This window comes from Gordonia otitidis, assembly GCF_020735545.1.
Lineage (GTDB): Bacteria > Actinomycetota > Actinomycetes > Mycobacteriales > Mycobacteriaceae > Gordonia > Gordonia otitidis.
The window spans coordinates 4,118,289-4,136,469 of record NZ_CP085974.1 but is presented as its reverse complement, the minus strand read 5'-3'; the positions used below and the strand labels follow the sequence as shown (position 1 = coordinate 4,136,469).

The 18,181-nt window shown below is 66.2% G+C and carries 15 protein-coding genes and 1 tRNA gene; 10 read left to right on the top strand and 6 right to left on the bottom strand.

Going from position 1 to position 18,181, the window contains the following annotated elements; all coding sequences use genetic code 11:
• Nucleotides 1-9 precede the first annotated feature (9 nt).
• Nucleotides 10-822, top strand: a complete 813-nt coding sequence (locus LK459_RS18980) for a spermidine synthase (RefSeq protein ID WP_227920054.1) — start codon at nucleotides 10-12, stop codon at nucleotides 820-822.
• Nucleotides 823-950: 128 nt separating this feature from the next.
• Here the strand turns inward: LK459_RS18980 and LK459_RS18975 are convergent, their stop codons facing one another.
• Complete coding sequence (locus tag LK459_RS18975) at nucleotides 951-1,778, bottom strand: maleylpyruvate isomerase family mycothiol-dependent enzyme (RefSeq protein WP_227920053.1); 828 nt, start codon at nucleotides 1,776-1,778, stop codon at nucleotides 951-953.
• A 97-nt stretch (nucleotides 1,779-1,875) separates the two neighbouring features.
• Nucleotides 1,876-3,285 (bottom strand): family 1 glycosylhydrolase, encoded by a 1,410-nt coding sequence (locus LK459_RS18970; protein WP_227920052.1) that lies wholly within the window; start codon nucleotides 3,283-3,285, stop codon nucleotides 1,876-1,878.
• A gap of 145 nt (nucleotides 3,286-3,430) precedes the next feature.
• Between LK459_RS18970 and LK459_RS18965 the strand changes: the two genes are divergently transcribed.
• The 6 genes from LK459_RS18965 to LK459_RS18940 all read left to right on the top strand — a co-directional run bounded on the left by LK459_RS18965 (nucleotide 3,431) and on the right by LK459_RS18940 (nucleotide 8,541).
• Nucleotides 3,431-4,387 carry an alpha/beta hydrolase family esterase gene (locus LK459_RS18965; protein WP_407648817.1) on the top strand — a complete coding sequence of 319 codons (957 nt, stop codon included), beginning with the start codon at nucleotides 3,431-3,433 and terminating at the stop codon, nucleotides 4,385-4,387.
• A gap of 58 nt (nucleotides 4,388-4,445) precedes the next feature.
• Nucleotides 4,446-5,414 carry a helix-turn-helix transcriptional regulator gene (locus LK459_RS18960; RefSeq protein WP_227920051.1) on the top strand — a complete coding sequence of 323 codons (969 nt, stop codon included), beginning with the start codon at nucleotides 4,446-4,448 and terminating at the stop codon, nucleotides 5,412-5,414.
• 106 nt (nucleotides 5,415-5,520) lie between these two features.
• A complete protein-coding gene (locus tag LK459_RS18955) occupies nucleotides 5,521-6,621 on the top strand; it encodes an SDR family NAD(P)-dependent oxidoreductase (RefSeq protein WP_227920049.1) in 1,101 nt (366 codons plus the stop codon).
• Nucleotides 6,621-7,334: a CPBP family intramembrane glutamic endopeptidase gene (locus LK459_RS18950; protein ID WP_227920048.1), complete on the top strand. Its 714-nt coding sequence runs from the start codon at nucleotides 6,621-6,623 to the stop codon at nucleotides 7,332-7,334. The genes LK459_RS18955 and LK459_RS18950 overlap by 1 nt, the downstream gene beginning before the upstream one ends.
• A gap of 147 nt (nucleotides 7,335-7,481) precedes the next feature.
• Nucleotides 7,482-7,553, top strand: a tRNA-Val gene (locus LK459_RS18945).
• 76 nt (nucleotides 7,554-7,629) lie between these two features.
• On the top strand, nucleotides 7,630-8,541 hold the full coding sequence (locus LK459_RS18940) for a GmrSD restriction endonuclease domain-containing protein (RefSeq protein ID WP_227920046.1): 912 nt from the start codon (nucleotides 7,630-7,632) through the stop codon (nucleotides 8,539-8,541).
• A gap of 64 nt (nucleotides 8,542-8,605) precedes the next feature.
• On the opposite strand, the gene LK459_RS18935 is transcribed toward LK459_RS18940, so the two are convergent.
• Nucleotides 8,606-9,481, bottom strand: a complete 876-nt coding sequence (locus LK459_RS18935) for an aldo/keto reductase (protein WP_227920045.1) — start codon at nucleotides 9,479-9,481, stop codon at nucleotides 8,606-8,608.
• 155 nt (nucleotides 9,482-9,636) lie between these two features.
• Here LK459_RS18935 and glgX point away from each other — a divergent pair, with 155 nt between their 5' ends.
• The gene (glgX, locus tag LK459_RS18930) at nucleotides 9,637-11,757 is read left to right on the top strand and encodes a glycogen debranching protein GlgX (RefSeq protein WP_227920043.1); all 2,121 of its coding nucleotides are present in this window, start codon (nucleotides 9,637-9,639) and stop codon (nucleotides 11,755-11,757) included.
• A gap of 20 nt (nucleotides 11,758-11,777) precedes the next feature.
• On the opposite strand, the gene LK459_RS18925 is transcribed toward glgX, so the two are convergent.
• The 3 genes from LK459_RS18925 to LK459_RS18915 all read right to left on the bottom strand — a co-directional run bounded on the left by LK459_RS18925 (nucleotide 11,778) and on the right by LK459_RS18915 (nucleotide 13,493).
• The gene (locus LK459_RS18925) at nucleotides 11,778-12,332 is read right to left on the bottom strand and encodes a peroxiredoxin (RefSeq protein ID WP_322590794.1); all 555 of its coding nucleotides are present in this window, start codon (nucleotides 12,330-12,332) and stop codon (nucleotides 11,778-11,780) included.
• Nucleotides 12,329-12,766: a DUF3052 domain-containing protein gene (locus LK459_RS18920; RefSeq protein WP_007237706.1), complete on the bottom strand. Its 438-nt coding sequence runs from the start codon at nucleotides 12,764-12,766 to the stop codon at nucleotides 12,329-12,331. Before LK459_RS18920 ends, LK459_RS18925 begins: the two co-directional genes overlap by 4 nt.
• Before the next feature lie 136 nt (nucleotides 12,767-12,902).
• Nucleotides 12,903-13,493 (bottom strand): hypothetical protein, encoded by a 591-nt coding sequence (locus LK459_RS18915; protein WP_227920042.1) that lies wholly within the window; start codon nucleotides 13,491-13,493, stop codon nucleotides 12,903-12,905.
• Between the two features lie 294 nt (nucleotides 13,494-13,787).
• Between LK459_RS18915 and aceE the strand changes: the two genes are divergently transcribed.
• On the top strand, nucleotides 13,788-16,676 hold the full coding sequence (gene aceE / locus LK459_RS18910) for a pyruvate dehydrogenase (acetyl-transferring), homodimeric type (protein ID WP_227923860.1): 2,889 nt from the start codon (nucleotides 13,788-13,790) through the stop codon (nucleotides 16,674-16,676).
• A 94-nt stretch (nucleotides 16,677-16,770) separates the two neighbouring features.
• Complete coding sequence (locus LK459_RS18905; protein ID WP_007237703.1) at nucleotides 16,771-18,021, top strand: PucR family transcriptional regulator; 1,251 nt, start codon at nucleotides 16,771-16,773, stop codon at nucleotides 18,019-18,021.
• The last annotated feature ends 160 nt before the right edge of the window (nucleotides 18,022-18,181 follow it).

Genomic DNA, 18,181 nt, shown 5'->3' with positions numbered 1-18,181 from the left:
CGTCAGGGCATGGCCAAGCCGCGCCCGACGCCCGCCCCGGGCAGCCACCCGATCGACACCGGCACCGCCGAAGTGATCACCGACCCGATCTCCGGCGGCTGGTTGCTCCTGATCAACGGAACGCACAGCTCACACATCCATCCCGACGACCCGCTGGCTCTCGACTTCGAGTACCTCCGCCAGATGGCCGCGGTGATCGACGACCGATATCCCGACACCTCGACGCAGCTGCGGGTTCTGCACCTCGGCGGTGCCGCATGCGCACTCCCCCGCACGCTGGCCGCCCGCTATCCGCGAGCGAGGCAGGTCGCCGTGGAAGTCGACGCCGAACTGGCCCGCCTGGTGCGCGAATGGTTCGACCTTCCGCGCGCACCGCTGCTGCGCATCCGTGTCGGGGACGCGCGCGCGGTGACCGAGTCGCTGACAGAAGGCTCGCGCGATGTGGTCGTCCGGGACGCGTTCTCCGATGCGCGTACGCCGTCACATCTGACGACGGTCGAGTTCGTCGGCGCGGTCAAGCGGGTGCTCACACCCGGCGGGCTCTATCTCGCCAATTGTGGCGATGCCAGCACCCTCGAGCTGGTGCGGGCCGATGCCGCTGCGGTCGCCGAGGTCTTCGCTCACGTGATGCTGATCGCCGACCCGTCGATGCTCAAGGGTCGACGCACAGGCAACGTCGTCGTGGTGGGCAGCGACGACGATCTCGGCCCCTCTGCGGCATTGGTCCGCACGCTACTCAGCGATCCACTGCCTGCGAGAACGATTGCTGGTAGCGAAGCACGGCGGTTCGGACGCGGAAGATACCTTCATGATCCCGAATGATGTGCGCCACGGCACACCAGATGTGTGGCCGATACCCTCGGAATCGACTGTTTGAATGACAGTTTGTTGCGCACCGAGAATCGTCGAATGTGCGATCCCGAAGACGTATCGAACATGAGTTCGCCAGGTCAGATCACGTAGTCGAGTCGGTCGATCACGGCCTTGGCAAGGGCTTCGTCGCCGGTGACCTCGACAGCGCCGGGATCGGCGTCGCGGCGTCCTCCCACGAGTCGCGCCAGCTCGACACCGTCGACGCGCAGGGTCAGGTCCGCCGCGTCGTCCCCGTCAGCGAACGACTCGACGAGCGTTGCGCGTCCATCCACAGCGATCCGTACGTCACGAGGCGCGAGCCCGGTGATCTCGAATCGGACGGTGCTGCCCGCCGGCGCCGACGCCCGCTTGCCCACCACGAACGGGAGCGATGAGGAGATCTCCTCGAGCGCCGCGTCCGCAGACGCCGGATCGGTCGGAGTGGAGCCGTCTGCGAGGGCGTCGCGCAGATCGATCTCGTGTATCCAGCAGTCGAACACGCGGATGCGCATGAAACGTCCGTAGGTGTCCGGCCCGGCAGGTGTGATGGCGTCCGCCTCGAACTCCTCCGGCGACATCGCCGTCAGCGCGGCGGTCCGTGTTTCGATGATGTCGTCGAGCGCGGCGAGCACCTCCGGGCGCGGGCGGGTCCGGAAGTGGTCGGCCCAGCGTTCGTTGAGTTCACCGATCGGATTCTTGACGTGTTCCCGATCGGCGATGTCGTCGGCGGCCACCACATCGCGACCGTCGAGCATGCTCTCGGTGCCGATGATGTGGGCGACGATGTCGGCATTGGTCCAGCCCGGCAGCACCGACGGCGCTGACCATTGTTCGTCGGTCAGCTGCCCCGCGAGTGCGCGAAGCACAGACCATTCCGCGATCAGCGCGGACGTGATCGCGTCCTTGTCGACGACTGTGTGTGCCATGTGTTCACCTTCCGGTGTCTCGGTCGTGCGCCTGTCTCGGCTGTGCGTCTGTCTCGGTTCTCGAGCGTGTCGGTCTTCGGCAGGTCCGGCGGGTCGGTCAGCGCACCGGCTGGGTACAGCTCGCAGGCGCGGCTGCCAGTGAGCACCACTGGGCGGGCCGAGTCGGACGGTACGCCGCCCCTACCCCGTTGTGTGCGGTGACCTCCCGATAGGCGGCCACCGCGTCGGTAGGTTGCCGACGCAGCGTCGGATCCGTCTTGACGTCGACGGTGTACAAGCCGAATCGCGGTGTGTACGAACCCCATTCGTAGTTGTCGGTGAGGCTCCAGTAGTTGAACCCCATGACCGGGTATCCCTCGGCATATGCCCGCGTGACCCAGTACACGAGGTCGCGTAGGTGATCGCCGCGGCGGTAGCCGTCACGCCGCGGTCCACCGTTCTCGGTCGGCATGCCCGTTTCGACTACATAGAGCGGTGTGCCCGGGAAGCGGCGCGCGAGGTCGCGCAACGAGTAGTAGATGCCGTCGGCGGATAGTGGGGCCTTCCACGGCTTTCCGGTTGCGGCGTTGATCGCGCCGAGGTCGGTGACCGAGGCCGAGTAGTAGTAGTCGAGCCCGATGAAGTCCAGTGACGAACGCACCAGGTCGACGAACGCGGCGTCGAGGATCGGTTCGACCGTCGGGACGTAGGCGATGTTCGTCGACACCAGGGCACCGGGCTGCCGTTGGTGGATGTATCGGTAGATCGACGTGTGCACCTCGACGAGCCTGTCCCGCATGGCCGCACTCGCCGTCGCGGGTAGTCCGCCCATGCGTACCTCGTTCAGGATGTAGACCTCAGGCTCGTTGATCGTGATCCACAGCGGGTCGTATCGCGCATACCGGTCGACGACGAATCGCGCGTTGTGCAACCACGCCGTCGGGGTCGAGGCAGCGGCCCACCCGCCACGCGCGGCGATCCAGCCCGGATAGACCCAGTGGTCGAGTGTGATCATCGGGCGCATGCCTGCACTCACGATCGCGGCGATCATGTCGTCGTAGTAGGCGAGTTCGCGGCGGTCGATCACCCCCGGCCTCGGTTCGATGCGCGCCCATTCGACCGAGACGCGATAGACCCTCACGCCGAGAGACCTCGCGAGCGCGATGTCGGAGCGATAGCGGTGGCGGAAGTCGACGGACGAGCCCACGGCGTCATCTGTCTTACCCGCGGCCACGTACCTGCTCCAGTTGCTGTCGGGAAGCCGGCCTCCCGCGTGCAGACCCCCGGGGTCCATCCCCTCAGACTGGAAACCCGACGACGACACACCCCACAGGAACCCCGGCGGGAGACCCCGGGAGCTCACGTGCCCCGACGGCGCTGCGTCCGCCCGCGCGGGGAGCACGAAAGCGGCGGCGAGGGCGACGAGCGCGGCGACGACGACCGCCGCCACTGGCGTGGATGCCCTGGTCTGGTGCCGACTCGGGGTCGGATTGGGCGCGGACCCGGCGTCGTACGCATCACCCGACATGGGCCAAGCATCGCAAATGTAGACGCGACGTACCGCCGATTCGCCGCGAGTGTACGGGGATCGGCGCGGTCACGTCACCGTCGACGGCCGCACCCACTATTCTTGCCGGGTGCCGCGATCAGCCCGACGCCGTGCCAGGCGCACCTTGTCCTCCACCGTTGTCGGTGTCCTGACCGGGGTCCTCTGCGTCCTCGTCGCCTCGCTTCTCGCGGCCCCTCCTGCCGCGCACGGCGCGCCGCCGCAGCGGCAGGTGGCCGAACTCACAGGCTGCGCGGCCACCGACCGGCTCGGCCAGGGAACGTCGAGGCACACGACACGCGTCGACGGCGTCGAACGGAGTTACAGCGTCAACGTTCCGGCCGGGTACTCGGGACGGTCACGCTATCCCTTGATCCTGGCCTTCCACGGTCACGCCGAGCCTGCGGCGACGTTCGCCCGGTTCACGCGCCTGGCATCTCTTCCCGCGATCGTCGTCTATCCGGACGGGCTGCGCGGCACCGACGACCTCGTCTCCTGGCAGGGCGCGCCGTATTCGTCGCCCCGCGCCGACGACATCGCGTTCACGAGGACGATCCTGCGGGAGGTGCGCGCTGCTGCGTGCGTGGACCCGCACCGCACATATGCTGCCGGTCGGTCGAACGGCGGTGGGTTCGTCGCCATGCTCGCCTGCCGCATGTCCGGCGACTTCGCCGCGTACGCGGTCGTGAGTGGAGCGTTCTACGACATCGGACGACCGGATTGTGCCGGCGCCCCGCCCGCGTCGATCATCAATTTTCACGGGACGGCTGACCAGACGATCCATTACGACGGCGGCGTCCGCCACGGCGGCGCCTACCTGCCGGTGATGGACTGGCTGTCGGGCTGGGCGGGCCGTGACGGCTGTGTGGGGACGCCGCTCGAATTCCCCGCGACCAGGTACGTCACCCGTGTCGACTGGCCGTTCTGTGCCGCGTCGGGTCACGAGATCACCCACTACCGCGTCAACGGTGGCGCACACGTGTGGCCCGGCTCCACGGGAAGTCCCTCCGAGAGCGGATACATGAGCAATTCGCTGTCGGCTACGTCGCTGATCTGGCAGTTCTTCACCCGACACACCGCCTGATCCCACGCGGTGGCGATTGCGGACCGTAATTGTCCGCGAAGCGCGCGACAATGAGCACATGCTCGATTCGTCGGCTCGCCTCCTCCAACTGTTGTCCCTGCTCCAGCTGCGTCGGGAGTGGTCTGGCGACGACCTCGCGCAACGCCTGAACATCACGACGCGGACGGTGCGCCGCGACGTCGACAAGCTGCGCGACCTCGGATATCCGGTCGACTCGACGGTTGGCGTGGGAGGCGGCTACCGGTTGGGACCGGGAGCGGAGATGCCTCCGCTGCTGCTCGACGACCAAGAGGTCCTCGCTGTCGCACTGGGTCTCAATGCCATCACCAGCGCCGCGGTCAGCGACATGACGGAAGCCTCCGCCGGAGCGCTCGCCAAGTTGCGACAGGTGATGCCCTCACGTCTGCGCCACCGCCTCGACGCCCTCACCCTCGATTCTTTGCCCTTGGGACGCAACGACACGGAGGTGGCCGCGGGTGTGCTGTCCGACATCGCGACAGCATGCCATCGCGCCGAGCACCTCCGCTTCGACTATCAGCGCCGCGACGGCATCGTCAGTCGCCGGGAGGTGGAGCCATACCGTCTGGTGCGCAAGGGTTCTCGGTGGTATCTGGTGTCCTGGGATCCCGATCGCGACGACTGGCGCTCGTTTCGTGTTGACCGGATGACGGTGAAGACCCCCAACGGAGCGCGCTTCGTACCCCGCGAACTGCCGGAAGGAGGCGCTGCCGCGTACCTGGCACGCAGTCTCGGCGCGGCTTATCGGGCAGCGACCGCGCGTGTCCGGGTGCACGCACCGCTCGACGTCGTCGAGCCGATGGTCGACGACGCCTGGGGCACAATAGAATTCGGCGACCAATCGAGTTGTGATCTCACCCTGTACAGCACGTCGCTCACCTCCATCGCCCGCTGGCTGCATGCGTTCGACGCAGACTTCTCCGTTCTCGAGCCCCCCGCGCTGCGTGACGAGTGTCGCGCAGTCGCGCAGCGACACCTGCACCTGGCCGAGCGCTATCGCCGCGCCTGAGGCCGCTCGGCGTGCCCTCCCATCGACGCACAGATCACCGTGATGTTCTCGTGACCACGCAATCACGAGTGGGCCACGTCCTGCGGCGCTCGCTATCGTTGCGCAAATGCGGCTATTGGTAACCGGCGCCACGGGATACGTCGGCTCACGACTCGTTCAAGCACTTCTCGACGAAGGCCACGACGTCGTCGTCGCGTCGCGCTCACCGAAGCGACTGGCGCAGTACGGATGGGCTGACGAGGTGAGCGCCGTCGACATGGACGTCAACGACGCCGACTCGGTGCGCGCCGCCCTCGACGCCGCGAGCTCGGACGGGCAGCCGGTCGATGCGATCTACTACCTCGTACACGGCATCGGGCAGGCCGATTTCGCCGACGGCGACCGTGCGGCAGCGCGCAATGTCGCTCAGGCGGCACGCAACCTCGGCGTGAAGCGCATCATCTACCTCGGCGGTTTCGTACCCGACGGTGACGAGATGTCGGCACATCTGCGCAGCCGCGCCGACGTCGGTGAAGGGCTCGCCATCGACGACGGCGCAGAACTCGTGTGGTTGCGCGCGGCGGTCATCCTCGGCGCCGGCTCGACGTCGTTCGAGATCCTGCGTTACCTCGCCGACCGCTTTCCGGTGATTCCCGAGCCGGGGTGGATGGACAATCCGATGGACCCGATCTCCATCCGCGACGTGATCCACTACCTCGTCGCCGCAGCCGACCCCTCGCTTCCCGCCGGTTCGTATGACATCGCGGGCCCCGATACCGGGGTCTATCGCTCGATTCTCGACGAGTACCTGCGCGCGATCCGGATGCCACGTGCGCGCATCCCGCTCCCGTCGATCCCCACGCGGCTGGCAGGTAAGGTCGGGGGCATCGTCACTCCCGCCCCGGCATCTCTCACCGAAGAGCTGGTCACCTCCCTGCGCTACCCGATGCGTGCCTCAGAGCACCGCATCCAGGAGTTCGTGCCCGCTCCCGCGGGCGGACTGACGCCCATGCGTGAGGCCATCCGCTCGGCCGTCGGTTCCCCGTATCCGCGCCCGGTCTCGGAACTGGCCGATCTGCACCACCTCGCCGACACCGATCCCGACTGGGCAGGCGGAGACTGGTTACGCGCGCGCCGCACAGCCGTCGGCGCTCTCGTGGGAGTGGTCGGGACGGCCGCGGGTGTCGCGCTCATCGGTCGCCGCATACTCGGACGACTTCTCACCTGATGGCGACGACGTCCCTGCCGCCGTCGGTGGCGCGGCTCCGCGACGCCGTCTCCGTCGACCGCAACATCGACGCTCCGCTGTACTCGACTCGACGTCGTCTCGGCGTACTGGCCTTCGTTCTCCTCGGCGCCGCCCTGCTCGGGGTGTCGCTGTCGGTCACCCCCGGCGATACCGCGTTCTACCCGCTCACACTCGGCCTCGCCGCGACCTGGATCGTCGGCGCCGTGGTCACCGGCCCGCTCCCCGCCGGTCGGTTCTCCCTCGACCGCTCCGCGGGATCGGTGTCCAACGCGGTCTGGCTCGGGGTGATCGCCGGAGCCGCGCTGGGTGCGGTCTTCGTCGTCGGCGCTTTCCTCACCCGCCTGATCCCCCCGCTCAGCGATCTCGTCAGCCAGGTCCTCGCGTTCGCCGACTACGGCAGCATCGGCGTCGTCACGGCGATCACCCTCATCAACGGTGCAGCCGAGGAACTGTTCTTCCGTGGCGCCGTGTACTCGGCCGTACGGCCCTACCATCCCATCCTCGTGTCGACGGTCGTCTACGTCATCGCGACACTGGCCAGCGGAAACGTGATGCTCGGGTTCGCGGCCATACTGCTCGGCAGCCTGTGCGCGGTGCTGCGCCGCTGCACGGGCGGCATCGTCGCGCCGGTCTGCACCCATGTCGTGTGGTCGACGATCGTGCTGTTCGCACTGCCGCCGATCTTCAACTGAGTATGCGACGCAACCGATCGGGACTGACGTCACCGGGCAGCGAGCACATGTGGGTCGCAGACCATCGGTACCGCCGCGGTTTGGGTTCCGACCCACCGACCGGCTAGATTCGTGTGTTGACGCGCGGCCTCGATGGTGACGCGTCGAGCGCGTATAGCTCAGCGGTAGAGCTCTGGTCTTACACACCAGCGGTCAGGGGTTCGAATCCCTTTGCGCGCACTCACCTCTCCCTTCCCCCGCATAGGAATTCCCGCGCACCACGAAGATTGTCGGTGGCGCCTGATACGTTTCGCTCATGCTGAACAGACGCGGTTCCCGTCGTATCGACTTCGTGTGGCCCGTCGCGGTGACCGTTGCCGTGGCCGGGACCTTACTGCCCGCCGCCGAGGCCGGGACCGCCTGGGCTGCGCCGGCACCAGCCGCCCCCTCACAGGTCGCGGCCTCGAGTGCATGGACGACGCTCGACACTCTCCAGGTGAAGGGACGCGCACCGAAGACCGGGTACTCGCGTTCGCAGTTCGGACAGGCATGGTCCGACGACGTCACGGTCGCCGATGGGCACAACGGCTGCGATACCCGCAACGACATCCTCCGACGAGACCTGACCGACGTCGTACTCAAACCGAACACCCACGGCTGCGTCGTGATGTCCGGCACGCTCGACGATCCGTACACGGGCACGTCGATACCGTTCACGCGGGGCGCCAGCACGTCGTCGAAGGTGCAGATCGACCATGTCGTGGCGCTGTCCGACGCGTGGCAGAAGGGCGCGCAACAACTCTCGGCTGAGCAGCGTCGGAATCTGGCGAACGATCCGCGCAATCTGCAGGCCACCGACGGGCCGACCAATCAGGCCAAGGGGGCAGGCGACGCAGCGACGTGGCTGCCACCGAACAAGGCGTACCGATGCACCTACGTCGAGCGGCAGATCCAGGTCAAGGCCGTCTATCACCTCTGGGTGACTGCGGCCGAGAAACAGGCGATGATCCGCATCCTGTCGAACTGTGATGCACCCGATGCCGCTCCCGTCACCCCAGCGCCGCGGCCAATCGTCCCGGCTCCCCAGCAGTCGCAACCGGGGCCGTCGAGCGTGGCATATGCGAACTGCTCACAGGCACGCGCCGCGGGCGCCGCGCCGCTTCGTCGCGGGCAGCCCGGGTACTCGACGCGCCTCGACCGTGACGGCGACGGCATCGCGTGCGAGTGAGCTCGCACACCAGCTGAGCGCACAGGCCGCTCCGTCAGCGATTGACGCTCGACGACCGCTCGACTCAACTCGGCGCGTCGAGGTTCATGTCGTCGGGATGCATACCGACCCGCTCACCACTGTCGAGCGATGCGATCCGCTCCATGTCCTCGTCGTCGAGTTCGAAATCGAACACGCTGATGTTCTGCTTGATCCGGTCGTCATGCACCGACTTGGGGATCACGATCAGGCCTGACCTGATGTGCCACGCGATGACGATCTGGGCGGGTGAGCGCCCGTATTTGGCGGCGATGTCGCCGATGGTCGGATTGGACAAGACCGTGTTGGGTTTGGAATTCGGCCCCCACCCCGATCCGGACGTTCCACCGAGCGGACTCCAGGACTCGATCGCAATTCCGTGCTCCCCCGCGAACTCCCGGAGTTCACGCTGCTGCAGGTGCGGGTGCAGTTCCACCTGGTCGACAGCGGGGAGCACCCCACCTCGATCGATGAGCGCCTGCAGGTGGTGCGGTTCGAAGTTGCACACCCCGATCGAATGCGCTTTGCCGTCGGCGAGGATCTTCTCCATCGCGTCCCAGGTTCGCATCAGCTGATCTCGGTCCTGCAGCGGCCAGTGGATCAGATACAAGTCGACGTAGTCGGTGCCCAGCGTCCGCAGGCTGGTGTCGACGGCCGCGAGCGCGCGCTCGTAGCCGTGGTCGGCGTTCCACAGTTTGGTCGTGAGGAACACGTCCGCCCGCAGCACCGACGACGACGCGATACCTTCTCCGACACCCGACTCGTTCCCGTAGGCCGCCGCCGTGTCGATATGCCGATAGTGGGCCTCGTCGATCGCGAAACGGACCGCCTGCTCCGCCTCGTCCGACGTCGCCTGCCATACGCCCAACCCGAGCTGCGGGATCTCGACACCTGAATTGAGTTCGATCAGAGGAGCGCTCATGTGTCCGGTGTACCAGAGACCACTCCGGCACAGCGGGCCTTCGTCGCGGCGCAACCTGCGAGCACCACGACCAAGGCCGGTCTGACGTATCGTCACCGTCAGCGACATCTGCACGCGCGCCTGCCACCGCGCTCATTCGACGAGAAGGGATCCCGATGACCGGGACCATCCGACCCGGGGACCCGTCGACACTCGGAGCAACCGTCACCGACCGGGGCACCAACTTCGCGGTGAGCTCAGGCGGAGATGCGGTGTGGCTCTGCCTCTTCGACGACGCCGGTGCGGAGACACGCCTCGCGCTTCCCGGGCGCGAGGTCGATGTATGGCACGGGTTCGTCGAGGGTGTGCGCGCAGGGACCCGCTATGGGTTCCGGGTCGACGGTCCCTTTGCACCCGACCGTGGGCTGCGCTACACCCCGACCAAGCTCCTCCTCGATCCCTATGCCCGGCGCATCGTCGGCGGGGTGGAGTACTGCGACGCAGTCCTCGACCACGACGTCGACGCCCCCGCGATGCCCAGCACGCTCGACTCGGCCCCGTTCGTCCCGCGCAGCGTCGTCGTCGATCCGCTCCCACCCGGCCCGCGTCGCCGGCCCGCAGTGACTGCGGGTCCGCGACGGCCGGCGTCCGAACTGGTGATCTACGAGCTGCACGTACGCGGATTCACCATGACGCACCCGGACATACCCGACGATCTGCGAGGTACGTTCGCCGGGCTCGCACATCCCGCGGCGATCGACTACCTCTGCTCGCTCGGCGTGAATGCGGTCGAACTCCTGCCCGTACATCGCAGCGTTGCCGAACCCGAACTCGTCTCGCACCATCTGACGAACTACTGGGGTTACAACACCATCGGCTTCTTCGCACCGCACAACGACTACTCGGCCGCCGAACGCGCAGGGCGCGGTGCCGAGACGGTCGCCGAGTTCCGCGACATGGTCGACGCCCTGCACGATGGCGGGATCGAGGTGATCCTCGACATCGTCTACAACCACACCGCCGAGGGCGACGGCTCGGGCCCGACCCTGTGCCACCGCGGACTCGACAATCGCGCGTACTACGTCCTCGACCCCGAGGACGGTTCGTACGTCGACACCACCGGATGCCGCAACTCCGTTGCGGTGACCCATCCGACCACGTTGCGTATGATCACTGACTCGCTGCGCTACTGGGTGTCGCTGGGAGTCGACGGCTTCCGGTTCGACCTCGCACCGACGCTTGCCCGGCGCGGGGTCGAGCACGATGGCGGCACCTTCGACCCGGCGGCGACGTTCCTGCGGGTGCTCGGCCAGGATGAGATCCTGTCCCGGGTGCGGTTGATCGCGGAGCCGTGGGATGTGGGCCGCAACGACAGTCACCAACTCGGAGCGTTCGGTCAAGAGTGGGGCGAGTGGAACGACCGCTACCGCGACTGCGTTCGTGACTACTGGCGCAGCCACGAGGGCATGCTCGCCCCTCTGGCCCGTCGCCTGACCGGCTCGGCCGACGTGTTCGGTGGCCGCACCCATGACCCACACATAGTTGACCGACGCCGCGCGGCGTCGGTCAACTATGTGACATCGCACGACGGCTTCACGCTGCGCGACCTCGTCTCCTACGACCGTAAACACAACGAGGCCAACGGTTTCCACAACTCCGACGGCACTGACGACAATCGATCGTGGAACTGCGGTGCCGAGGGACCGACCAGCGACCCCGCGATCGTCGAGTTGCGCCGTCGGCAAGCACGCGCGATGCTCGCAACCCTGTTGCTCTCCGCAGGCACACCGATGCTGCTCGGCGGGGACGAACGCGGACGCACCCAACGCGGCAACAACAACCCCTACTGCCAGGACAACGAGATCAGCTGGTTCGACTGGACCTCGGGCGACGAGAACCTGATCGCTTTCACACGCGACCTCATCGCGCTGCGCCACGGGCACAGTGCGCTGTGCAGAGCAGCGGTCGCACGCGCCGACACTCCCGACTGGTTCACACCCGACGGCACGGCGATGACCGACGACGACTGGCGGGACCCGCGCGCGCGAGCGCTCGTGTGGGCGGTCGCACCACCCGAATCCTCGGGCGCGACGAGAACTCTGGCCGACAACCTCTTCGTCGTACTGTTCAACGGCTGGTGGCACGGAATCGACGTGACCCTCGCACCCCATCTCGCACAACACCGGTGGAGCGTCGTCGTCGACACCTTCGCTCCCGACGACCCGTCAACCCTCGTCGCCGGGCGGTGTCACGTGCGAGCACGATCGGTCGTCGTCCTGCGCAGCGCCACCTCGTAGTGAAGCGGGCGCGGCGCGGGTCACTGAGTAGCGACCGCGCCGAGTGCAATCTCCCAATGGGATTCGGTTCTCGCCTCACCGGGTCCGACGATGTCGCAGAACACGATTCGGCCGTCGCGCCCGACGAGGAACGTACCGCGCTGCGCGAACCCGCGTTTCTCGTCGAACACCCCGTAGGCCCGTGCGATCTCGCCATGTGGCCAGAAGTCGGACAGGATCGGGAACAGAAAGCCCTGCGCCGCCGACCACACCTTGTGGGTCGGTGGTGGTCCGACCGAGATAGTGACGACAGCGACGTCGTCGTTGACGAAACGGTGATAGTGGTCGCGGATGAACCCGAGCTCACCCTGACAGGTGCCGGTGAATGCGAGTGGGAAGAAGACGATCAACACCTGACGGTCGCCGAGCAACTGCGACAGACGGACCCGCTGGTTGTTCTGGTCGCGTAGCTCGAAATCCGGTGCGAGAGAGCCGACCGACAACACGCAGTGCGATCGCTGGGACGACAGGTCGGCGACCGATGAATCCGAGGCACGAGTAACCGTCGACACCTCGGGGGTCGAGTCGTCGCTCATGCCCGCTTTCCGGGCCGGGCCTTCGGTTGCACCAGTCGCGAACCCGACCACTCACCAAGACTCACGACGTTGGTCTGTGTGAGTCCCGCTGTCGGGGCGGCCTCGGCGATGTCACTCGGATCGACGTACCCGGGATTGCCGGTCTTGGGTGACACGACCCAGACGTACCCCTCGTCGGAGAGCGGTGTGATGGCGTCCATCAGGCGATCCACCAGATCGCCGTCGTCGTCCCGCCACCACAGCCATACGACGTCGACCACGTCGATCGCATCCTCATCGAGCATCTCGGCGTCGATCGCGTCCTCGATATCGGCGCGCAGATCGTCGTCGGTGTCCTCGTCCCAACCGAGCTCCTGCACCACCATTCCGGGCGCGAACCCGAGTTTCTGGGCGTTGCTGCCCTCGGAGCCATTGCCCCCTGTGGCGGCTACCACCGCGTGTCGACCTCCTACGGGTACGTTGTCAGATCTTATTGCGCTTCTCAGCTTAGGGGACAGCGTAATGGACCTCAGTGCAACACGAGGAGACTCCACGCACCAACATCGACACGTTCGACGCACGTGGTGACACTCACCGGGTTGGTGTGGGCGACGGCGCGCTCGGAGTCTGGCGATTCGGGTCACTCGGCGAGCTCGATGACGGCGTCTGGACGGCGGAGGTCGCAGGCGGCGCGGGCAGGTAGGTGCGGCACACGTCGAGAACCGATCTCCTGTCATCGGTCCACGTCGTCGATGCCGCATTGAGTCCTGCGGTCTGACGACGCCCGATCACATCCCCCAGGGCGCCACTACTCGCAACGAACGACGCGACGACGCCTGCCAGATCATCCGGCACCTCGGCGGTCTGTTTCGGTCGGACCATGTCCGTTCCCGCGATGAGCGCGGCACGGGCCCTGTCGCCGAGATCGCCGATCTTGTCGTAGGACTGCTTCGCGTTCAACCCCGCGATGAACGCGTTGTACCCGCGCAGCATCACCACCATCGCCTTCGTCGACTCGCCGCAGAGTTCGGCACCCGCCTTCGCCGATTGCGCCGCCCGCGACGTCGACAGTTCTGATTGGTAGGCCGCCGCCTCGCCCGGGCCCGGTCCGGCACTGCCCTGCACAGAAGAACAGCCCTGCAGGATCAGCAGCGTCGTCGCCGCGATCAACGTCAGAGACATCCCCGTCGCACGGGCGATCGGCCCACGAGGGGCCTCTGTCGGACCACGCCGACCCCGTCTGTGTCCCGCGCCGATCATCCGTCGCGCCGTTCGTCTCGTCATGTCTCCCCTACGGCCGTTCCCCCGACGCCGCTCCACCTTCTGGCACCAAACACCGAAACGCTACCGCAGGTGGGAAGCGAATCCCCCACACGACAGTGGGTGACCGGTGCCAATACACGTGACATGGGGCACGATGTGAGGTGGACGATGGAGTCTGCACACACCCAACGCACCTCGTCGCCAATTGTCGTCATGCCGAGCACCACCGTGTCCCGGCCGAACGTAGGAGTGGGCATCACCGTGACCGAACAGGCAGCCAGCACCGACAGCACCGGCGTCCCGAGCGCGACCGAAGCCGCGCCGACCGACCGGCCAGAGTCGAACCAGCAGGGCAGCCAGCAGAACGCCGGGGTACGCGTCATCCGTGAAGGCGTCGCGTCGTATCTTCCCGACAACGACCCCGAGGAAACCAGCGAATGGCTGGAGTCATTCGACAAGCTCGTCGAGGAACAAGGTCCTGCACGCGCGCGCTACCTGATGCTCCGCCTACTCGAACGCGCGGGTGAGAACCGAGTATCGATTCCGGCGCTGACCTCGACCGACTACGTCAACACCATCGCGACCGAGAACGAGCCGTACTTCCCCGGTGACGAGGAGATCGAGCGACGGTTCCGCAACTACATTCGCTGGAACGCCGCGATCATGGTGCATCGGGCGCAGCGGCCGGGCGTGGGCGTCGGCGGTCACATCTCGACGTACGCATCGTCGGCGTCGCTCTACGAGGTGGGTTACAACCACTTCTTCCGCGGACTCGACCATCCCGGTGGCGGCGACCAGGTCTTCATCCAGGGACATGCATCGCCCGGGATCTACGCGCGCGCCTTCCTGGTCGGCAGGATCAGTGCCGACCGCTTGGACGGCTTCCGCCAGGAACACAGTCACGCAGGCCTCGGCGGCGGGTTGCCCTCGTATCCGCACCCCCGTCTCATGCCCGACTTCTGGCAGTTCCCGACCGTCTCCATGGGCCTGGGTCCGATGAACGCCATCTACCAGGCTCGTTTCAACCAGTATCTGCACCACCGCGGCATCAAGGACACCTCCGACCAGCATGTCTGGGCATTCCTCGGCGACGGTGAGATGGACGAGCCGGAGTCGCGCGGGCTCCTGCAGCTGGCCGCCACCAATGCGCTGGACAACCTCACCTTCGTGGTCAACTGCAATCTGCAGCGACTCGACGGTCCCGTGCGCGGCAACGGCAAGATCATCCAGGAACTCGAGTCGTTCTTCCGCGGTGCGGGATGGAATGTCATCAAGGTCGTATGGGGCCGCGAGTGGGATGCGCTGTTCCACAACGACAAGGACGGCGCGCTGGTCAATCTGATGAATGCGACCGCAGACGGCGACTTCCAGACATTCCGCGCCAACGACGGCGCCTACATCCGCGAGCACTTCTTCAACCGTGATCCCCGCACCAAGGAACTGGTCAAAGACTGGTCCGACGATCAGATCTGGAATCTCCACCGCGGCGGACACGACTACCGCAAGGTGTACGCCGCCTACGCGGCAGCGATGGCGCACAAGGGCCAACCGACCGTCATCCTCGCGCACACGATCAAGGGCTACACGCTCGGTCCGCACTTCGAGGGCCGTAACGCCACCCACCAGATGAAGAAGCTGACCCTCGACGATCTCAAGGCGTTCCGCGACCACACCGAGATCCCGATCAGCGACGAAACACTCGAAGCCGATCCCTACCTGCCGCCGTACTACACGCCGGGATCCGACGCACCCGAGATCGAGTACATGATCGAGCGACGAAACGCGCTCGGCGGGTTCATGCCCAACCGACACACAGCGCCGAAGGCACTCAAGGCCGATACCGGACGGATGCTGCAGACGATGGCCAAGGGATCGGGCAAGCAGCAGGTCGCCACCACGATGGCACTGGTCCGTGTTTTCAAAGATCTGTTGCGCGACAAAGAGATCGGTGGCCGAATCGTGCCGATCATCCCGGATGAGGCGCGTACGTTCGGGATGGACTCCTGGTTCCCGACACTGAAGATCTACAACCCGTTCGGCCAGCTCTACACCTCGGTCGACGCCGACCTGATGCTCGCCTACCGGGAGAGCCCAGAAGGTCAGATCCTGCACGAGGGCATCAACGAGGCCGGATCGGCGGCGTCGTTCACTGCTGTCGGCACGTCGTATGCAACGCACAACGAGCCGATGATCCCGCTGTACATCTTCTATTCGATGTTCGGTTTCCAGCGCACCGGCGACAGCTTCTGGGCGGCGGCCGATCAGATGGCCCGCGGGTTCATCATCGGCGCGACGGCGGGCCGTACGACGCTGACCGGCGAGGGACTCCAACACGCCGACGGGCATTCCCCGCTACTCGCGGCCACGAACCCCGGGGTGGTCTCCTACGATCCGGCGTTCGCCTACGAGCTCGCGCACATCGTCGACGACGGCTTGCGCCGGATGTACGGCGAGGAACCGGAGAACATCTACTACTACCTGACGGTCTACAACGAGCCGATCTCGCAGCCGGCACAACCCGAGAACCTCGACGTCGCCGGCGTGCTCAAGGGCATCTACCTCTACCAGCAGGCGCCGTCGGACAAGAGTCTCTACGCCAACATCCTGGTCTCGGGCGTGACGATGCCCGACGCATTGAAGGCCGCTCAGCTCCTGGCCGACGAGTGGGGGGTCGGAGCGAATGTCTACTCCGTGACGTCGTGGGGAGAACTGGCCCGCGACGGCATCGCGTTCGACCGCAACGTCGTTCGCGAACCCGGCGTCACGCACCCGCAGCCGTACCTGACCGAGGTGCTTGCAGATACCGTCGGCCCGTCGATCGCGGTAAGTGACTACATGCGCGGCGTCCAGGAGCAGATCCGCGCTTACGTGCCAGGGACCTATCTGACACTCGGCACGGACGGATTCGGATTCTCCGACACGCGGCCGGCAGCACGTCGGGTGTTCAACGTCGATGCCGAGTCGATCGTGGTCGCGACCCTGGTCGGGCTGGCGCGTGACGGCAACATACCGTTCTCGACGGCCGCGCAAGCCGCGGACAAGTACCAGATCACCGACGTCCACGCGGCCGCAGTGTCCTACGCCGACACCGGTAGCGCCTGAGCGTCGCCTGCCTCGACGGCGGACAACCCGTCCGCCGTCGGGGGCCGACATCACCGCGGGCGGTGACTACATTGAGAATGTGTCCGAGCCCAGCATGACGCCCCCGCCCGCCGATGTGTTCGGCGCGCGGGGTGCTCATGTGCCCGCGCCGGCAACCGTCCACGACGCCCTACCCGACACGCTGCTGCGTCGCGTCAAGCAATACAGCGGACGACTGGCCACCGAGGCCGTGCACTCCATGGCCGACCAATTGCCGTACTTCTCCGATCTCGACGCCGCGCAGCGCGCGAGTGTGCAGTTGGTCGTTCAAACCGCAGTCGTGAACTTCGTGGAGTGGATTCAGGACCCGGAAGGCAACGTCAAATTCACGGTGCAGGCGTTCCAGGTGGTCCCGCAGGATCTCGCCCGACGTATCTCGCTGCTGCAGACCGTCGAGATGGTCCGCGTGGCGATGGAATTCTTCGAGAAGTGGCTACCGTTGCTCGCCCGCAACGATGCGCAGCTGCGCGCGCTGACCGAATCGGTGCTGCGCTACGGGCGTGAGATCGGCTTCGCTGCCGCGTCCATCTACGCGTCGGCCGCCGAATCCCGAGGTGCCTGGGATTCGCGGCTCGAAGCGCTCGTCGTCGACGCTGTCGTCCGCGGTGACAGCGGACCTCAGCTGATGTCGCGCGCGGCGGCGCTCAACTGGGATTCGGATGCACCCGCGACAGTCATCATCGGGGCACCACCGCCCGAACAGAACGTGTCGGTGCCCCTCGCGATCCACAACACCGCGAAGCAGTACGACCGTGCAGCACTCTCGGTGGTGCAGGGATCGATGCTGGTTGCGATCGTCAGCGGTCCGATCGTCACGAGCGACGACTTCGGGTTGGCACTCCTCGGCCATTTCGCCGACGCTCCCGTGGTGATCGGCCCCACGATGCCCAATCTCACTGCCGCCCACGCGAGCGCCACCGAGGCCATGGCGGCGATGGCGGCGGTGGACGGTTGGCCGAACGCTCCCCGTCCGGTGCACAGCGTCGAGTTGCTGCCGGAACGGGCGCTCAACGGTGACCACTCGGCGATCACTGCGCTCATCGACACGCTCGTCCGACCGCTTGCCAAGGGCGGCCCTACTTTGGCGACCACACTCGAGACCTATCTCGATGCGGGCGGGTCGGTTGAAGCGTGCGCACGCGAACTGTTCATTCATCCAAATACTGTTCGCTATCGACTCAAGAAGATCGCCGAACTGACCGGACGTGATCCAACACACTCCCGAGATGGCTATGTACTTCGCATAGCAGCGACAGTAGGTCGTTTGACACACTTCAAGAACGAAACGTCGTCACGAGCCACATGAGAAACACTGTTAACAGGACTCCCGTACCGTTTTCGCAGGCAGATGCCATATGGGCACATTTGTGTAACGAATCTCAGAGTGGTGACGATGGGATAGCCACTCAGGTCACCATTGTGGGAACCCTACAAAATCTGCCGTGAAGGTTCATTGGCCTCGACAC

What these genes read in the sequence shown, in the direction of transcription:
- LK459_RS18980 (WP_227920054.1), top strand. Translation starts at nt 10, where the DNA reads ATGGCCAAGCCGCGCCCGACGCCCGCCCCGGGCAGCCACCCGATCGAC.
- LK459_RS18975 (WP_227920053.1), bottom strand. Translation starts at nt 1,778, where the DNA reads ATGGCACACACAGTCGTCGACAAGGACGCGATCACGTCCGCGCTGATC.
- LK459_RS18970 (WP_227920052.1), bottom strand. Translation starts at nt 3,285, where the DNA reads ATGTCGGGTGATGCGTACGACGCCGGGTCCGCGCCCAATCCGACCCCG.
- LK459_RS18960 (WP_227920051.1), top strand. Translation starts at nt 4,446, where the DNA reads ATGCTCGATTCGTCGGCTCGCCTCCTCCAACTGTTGTCCCTGCTCCAG.
- LK459_RS18955 (WP_227920049.1), top strand. Translation starts at nt 5,521, where the DNA reads ATGCGGCTATTGGTAACCGGCGCCACGGGATACGTCGGCTCACGACTC.
- LK459_RS18950 (WP_227920048.1), top strand. Translation starts at nt 6,621, where the DNA reads ATGGCGACGACGTCCCTGCCGCCGTCGGTGGCGCGGCTCCGCGACGCC.
- LK459_RS18940 (WP_227920046.1), top strand. Translation starts at nt 7,630, where the DNA reads ATGCTGAACAGACGCGGTTCCCGTCGTATCGACTTCGTGTGGCCCGTC.
- LK459_RS18935 (WP_227920045.1), bottom strand. Translation starts at nt 9,481, where the DNA reads ATGAGCGCTCCTCTGATCGAACTCAATTCAGGTGTCGAGATCCCGCAG.
- glgX (WP_227920043.1), top strand. Translation starts at nt 9,637, where the DNA reads ATGACCGGGACCATCCGACCCGGGGACCCGTCGACACTCGGAGCAACC.
- LK459_RS18925 (WP_322590794.1), bottom strand. Translation starts at nt 12,332, where the DNA reads ATGAGCGACGACTCGACCCCCGAGGTGTCGACGGTTACTCGTGCCTCG.
- LK459_RS18915 (WP_227920042.1), bottom strand. Translation starts at nt 13,493, where the DNA reads ATGTCTCTGACGTTGATCGCGGCGACGACGCTGCTGATCCTGCAGGGC.
- aceE (WP_227923860.1), top strand. Translation starts at nt 13,788, where the DNA reads ATGCCGAGCACCACCGTGTCCCGGCCGAACGTAGGAGTGGGCATCACC.
- LK459_RS18905 (WP_007237703.1), top strand. Translation starts at nt 16,771, where the DNA reads ATGACGCCCCCGCCCGCCGATGTGTTCGGCGCGCGGGGTGCTCATGTG.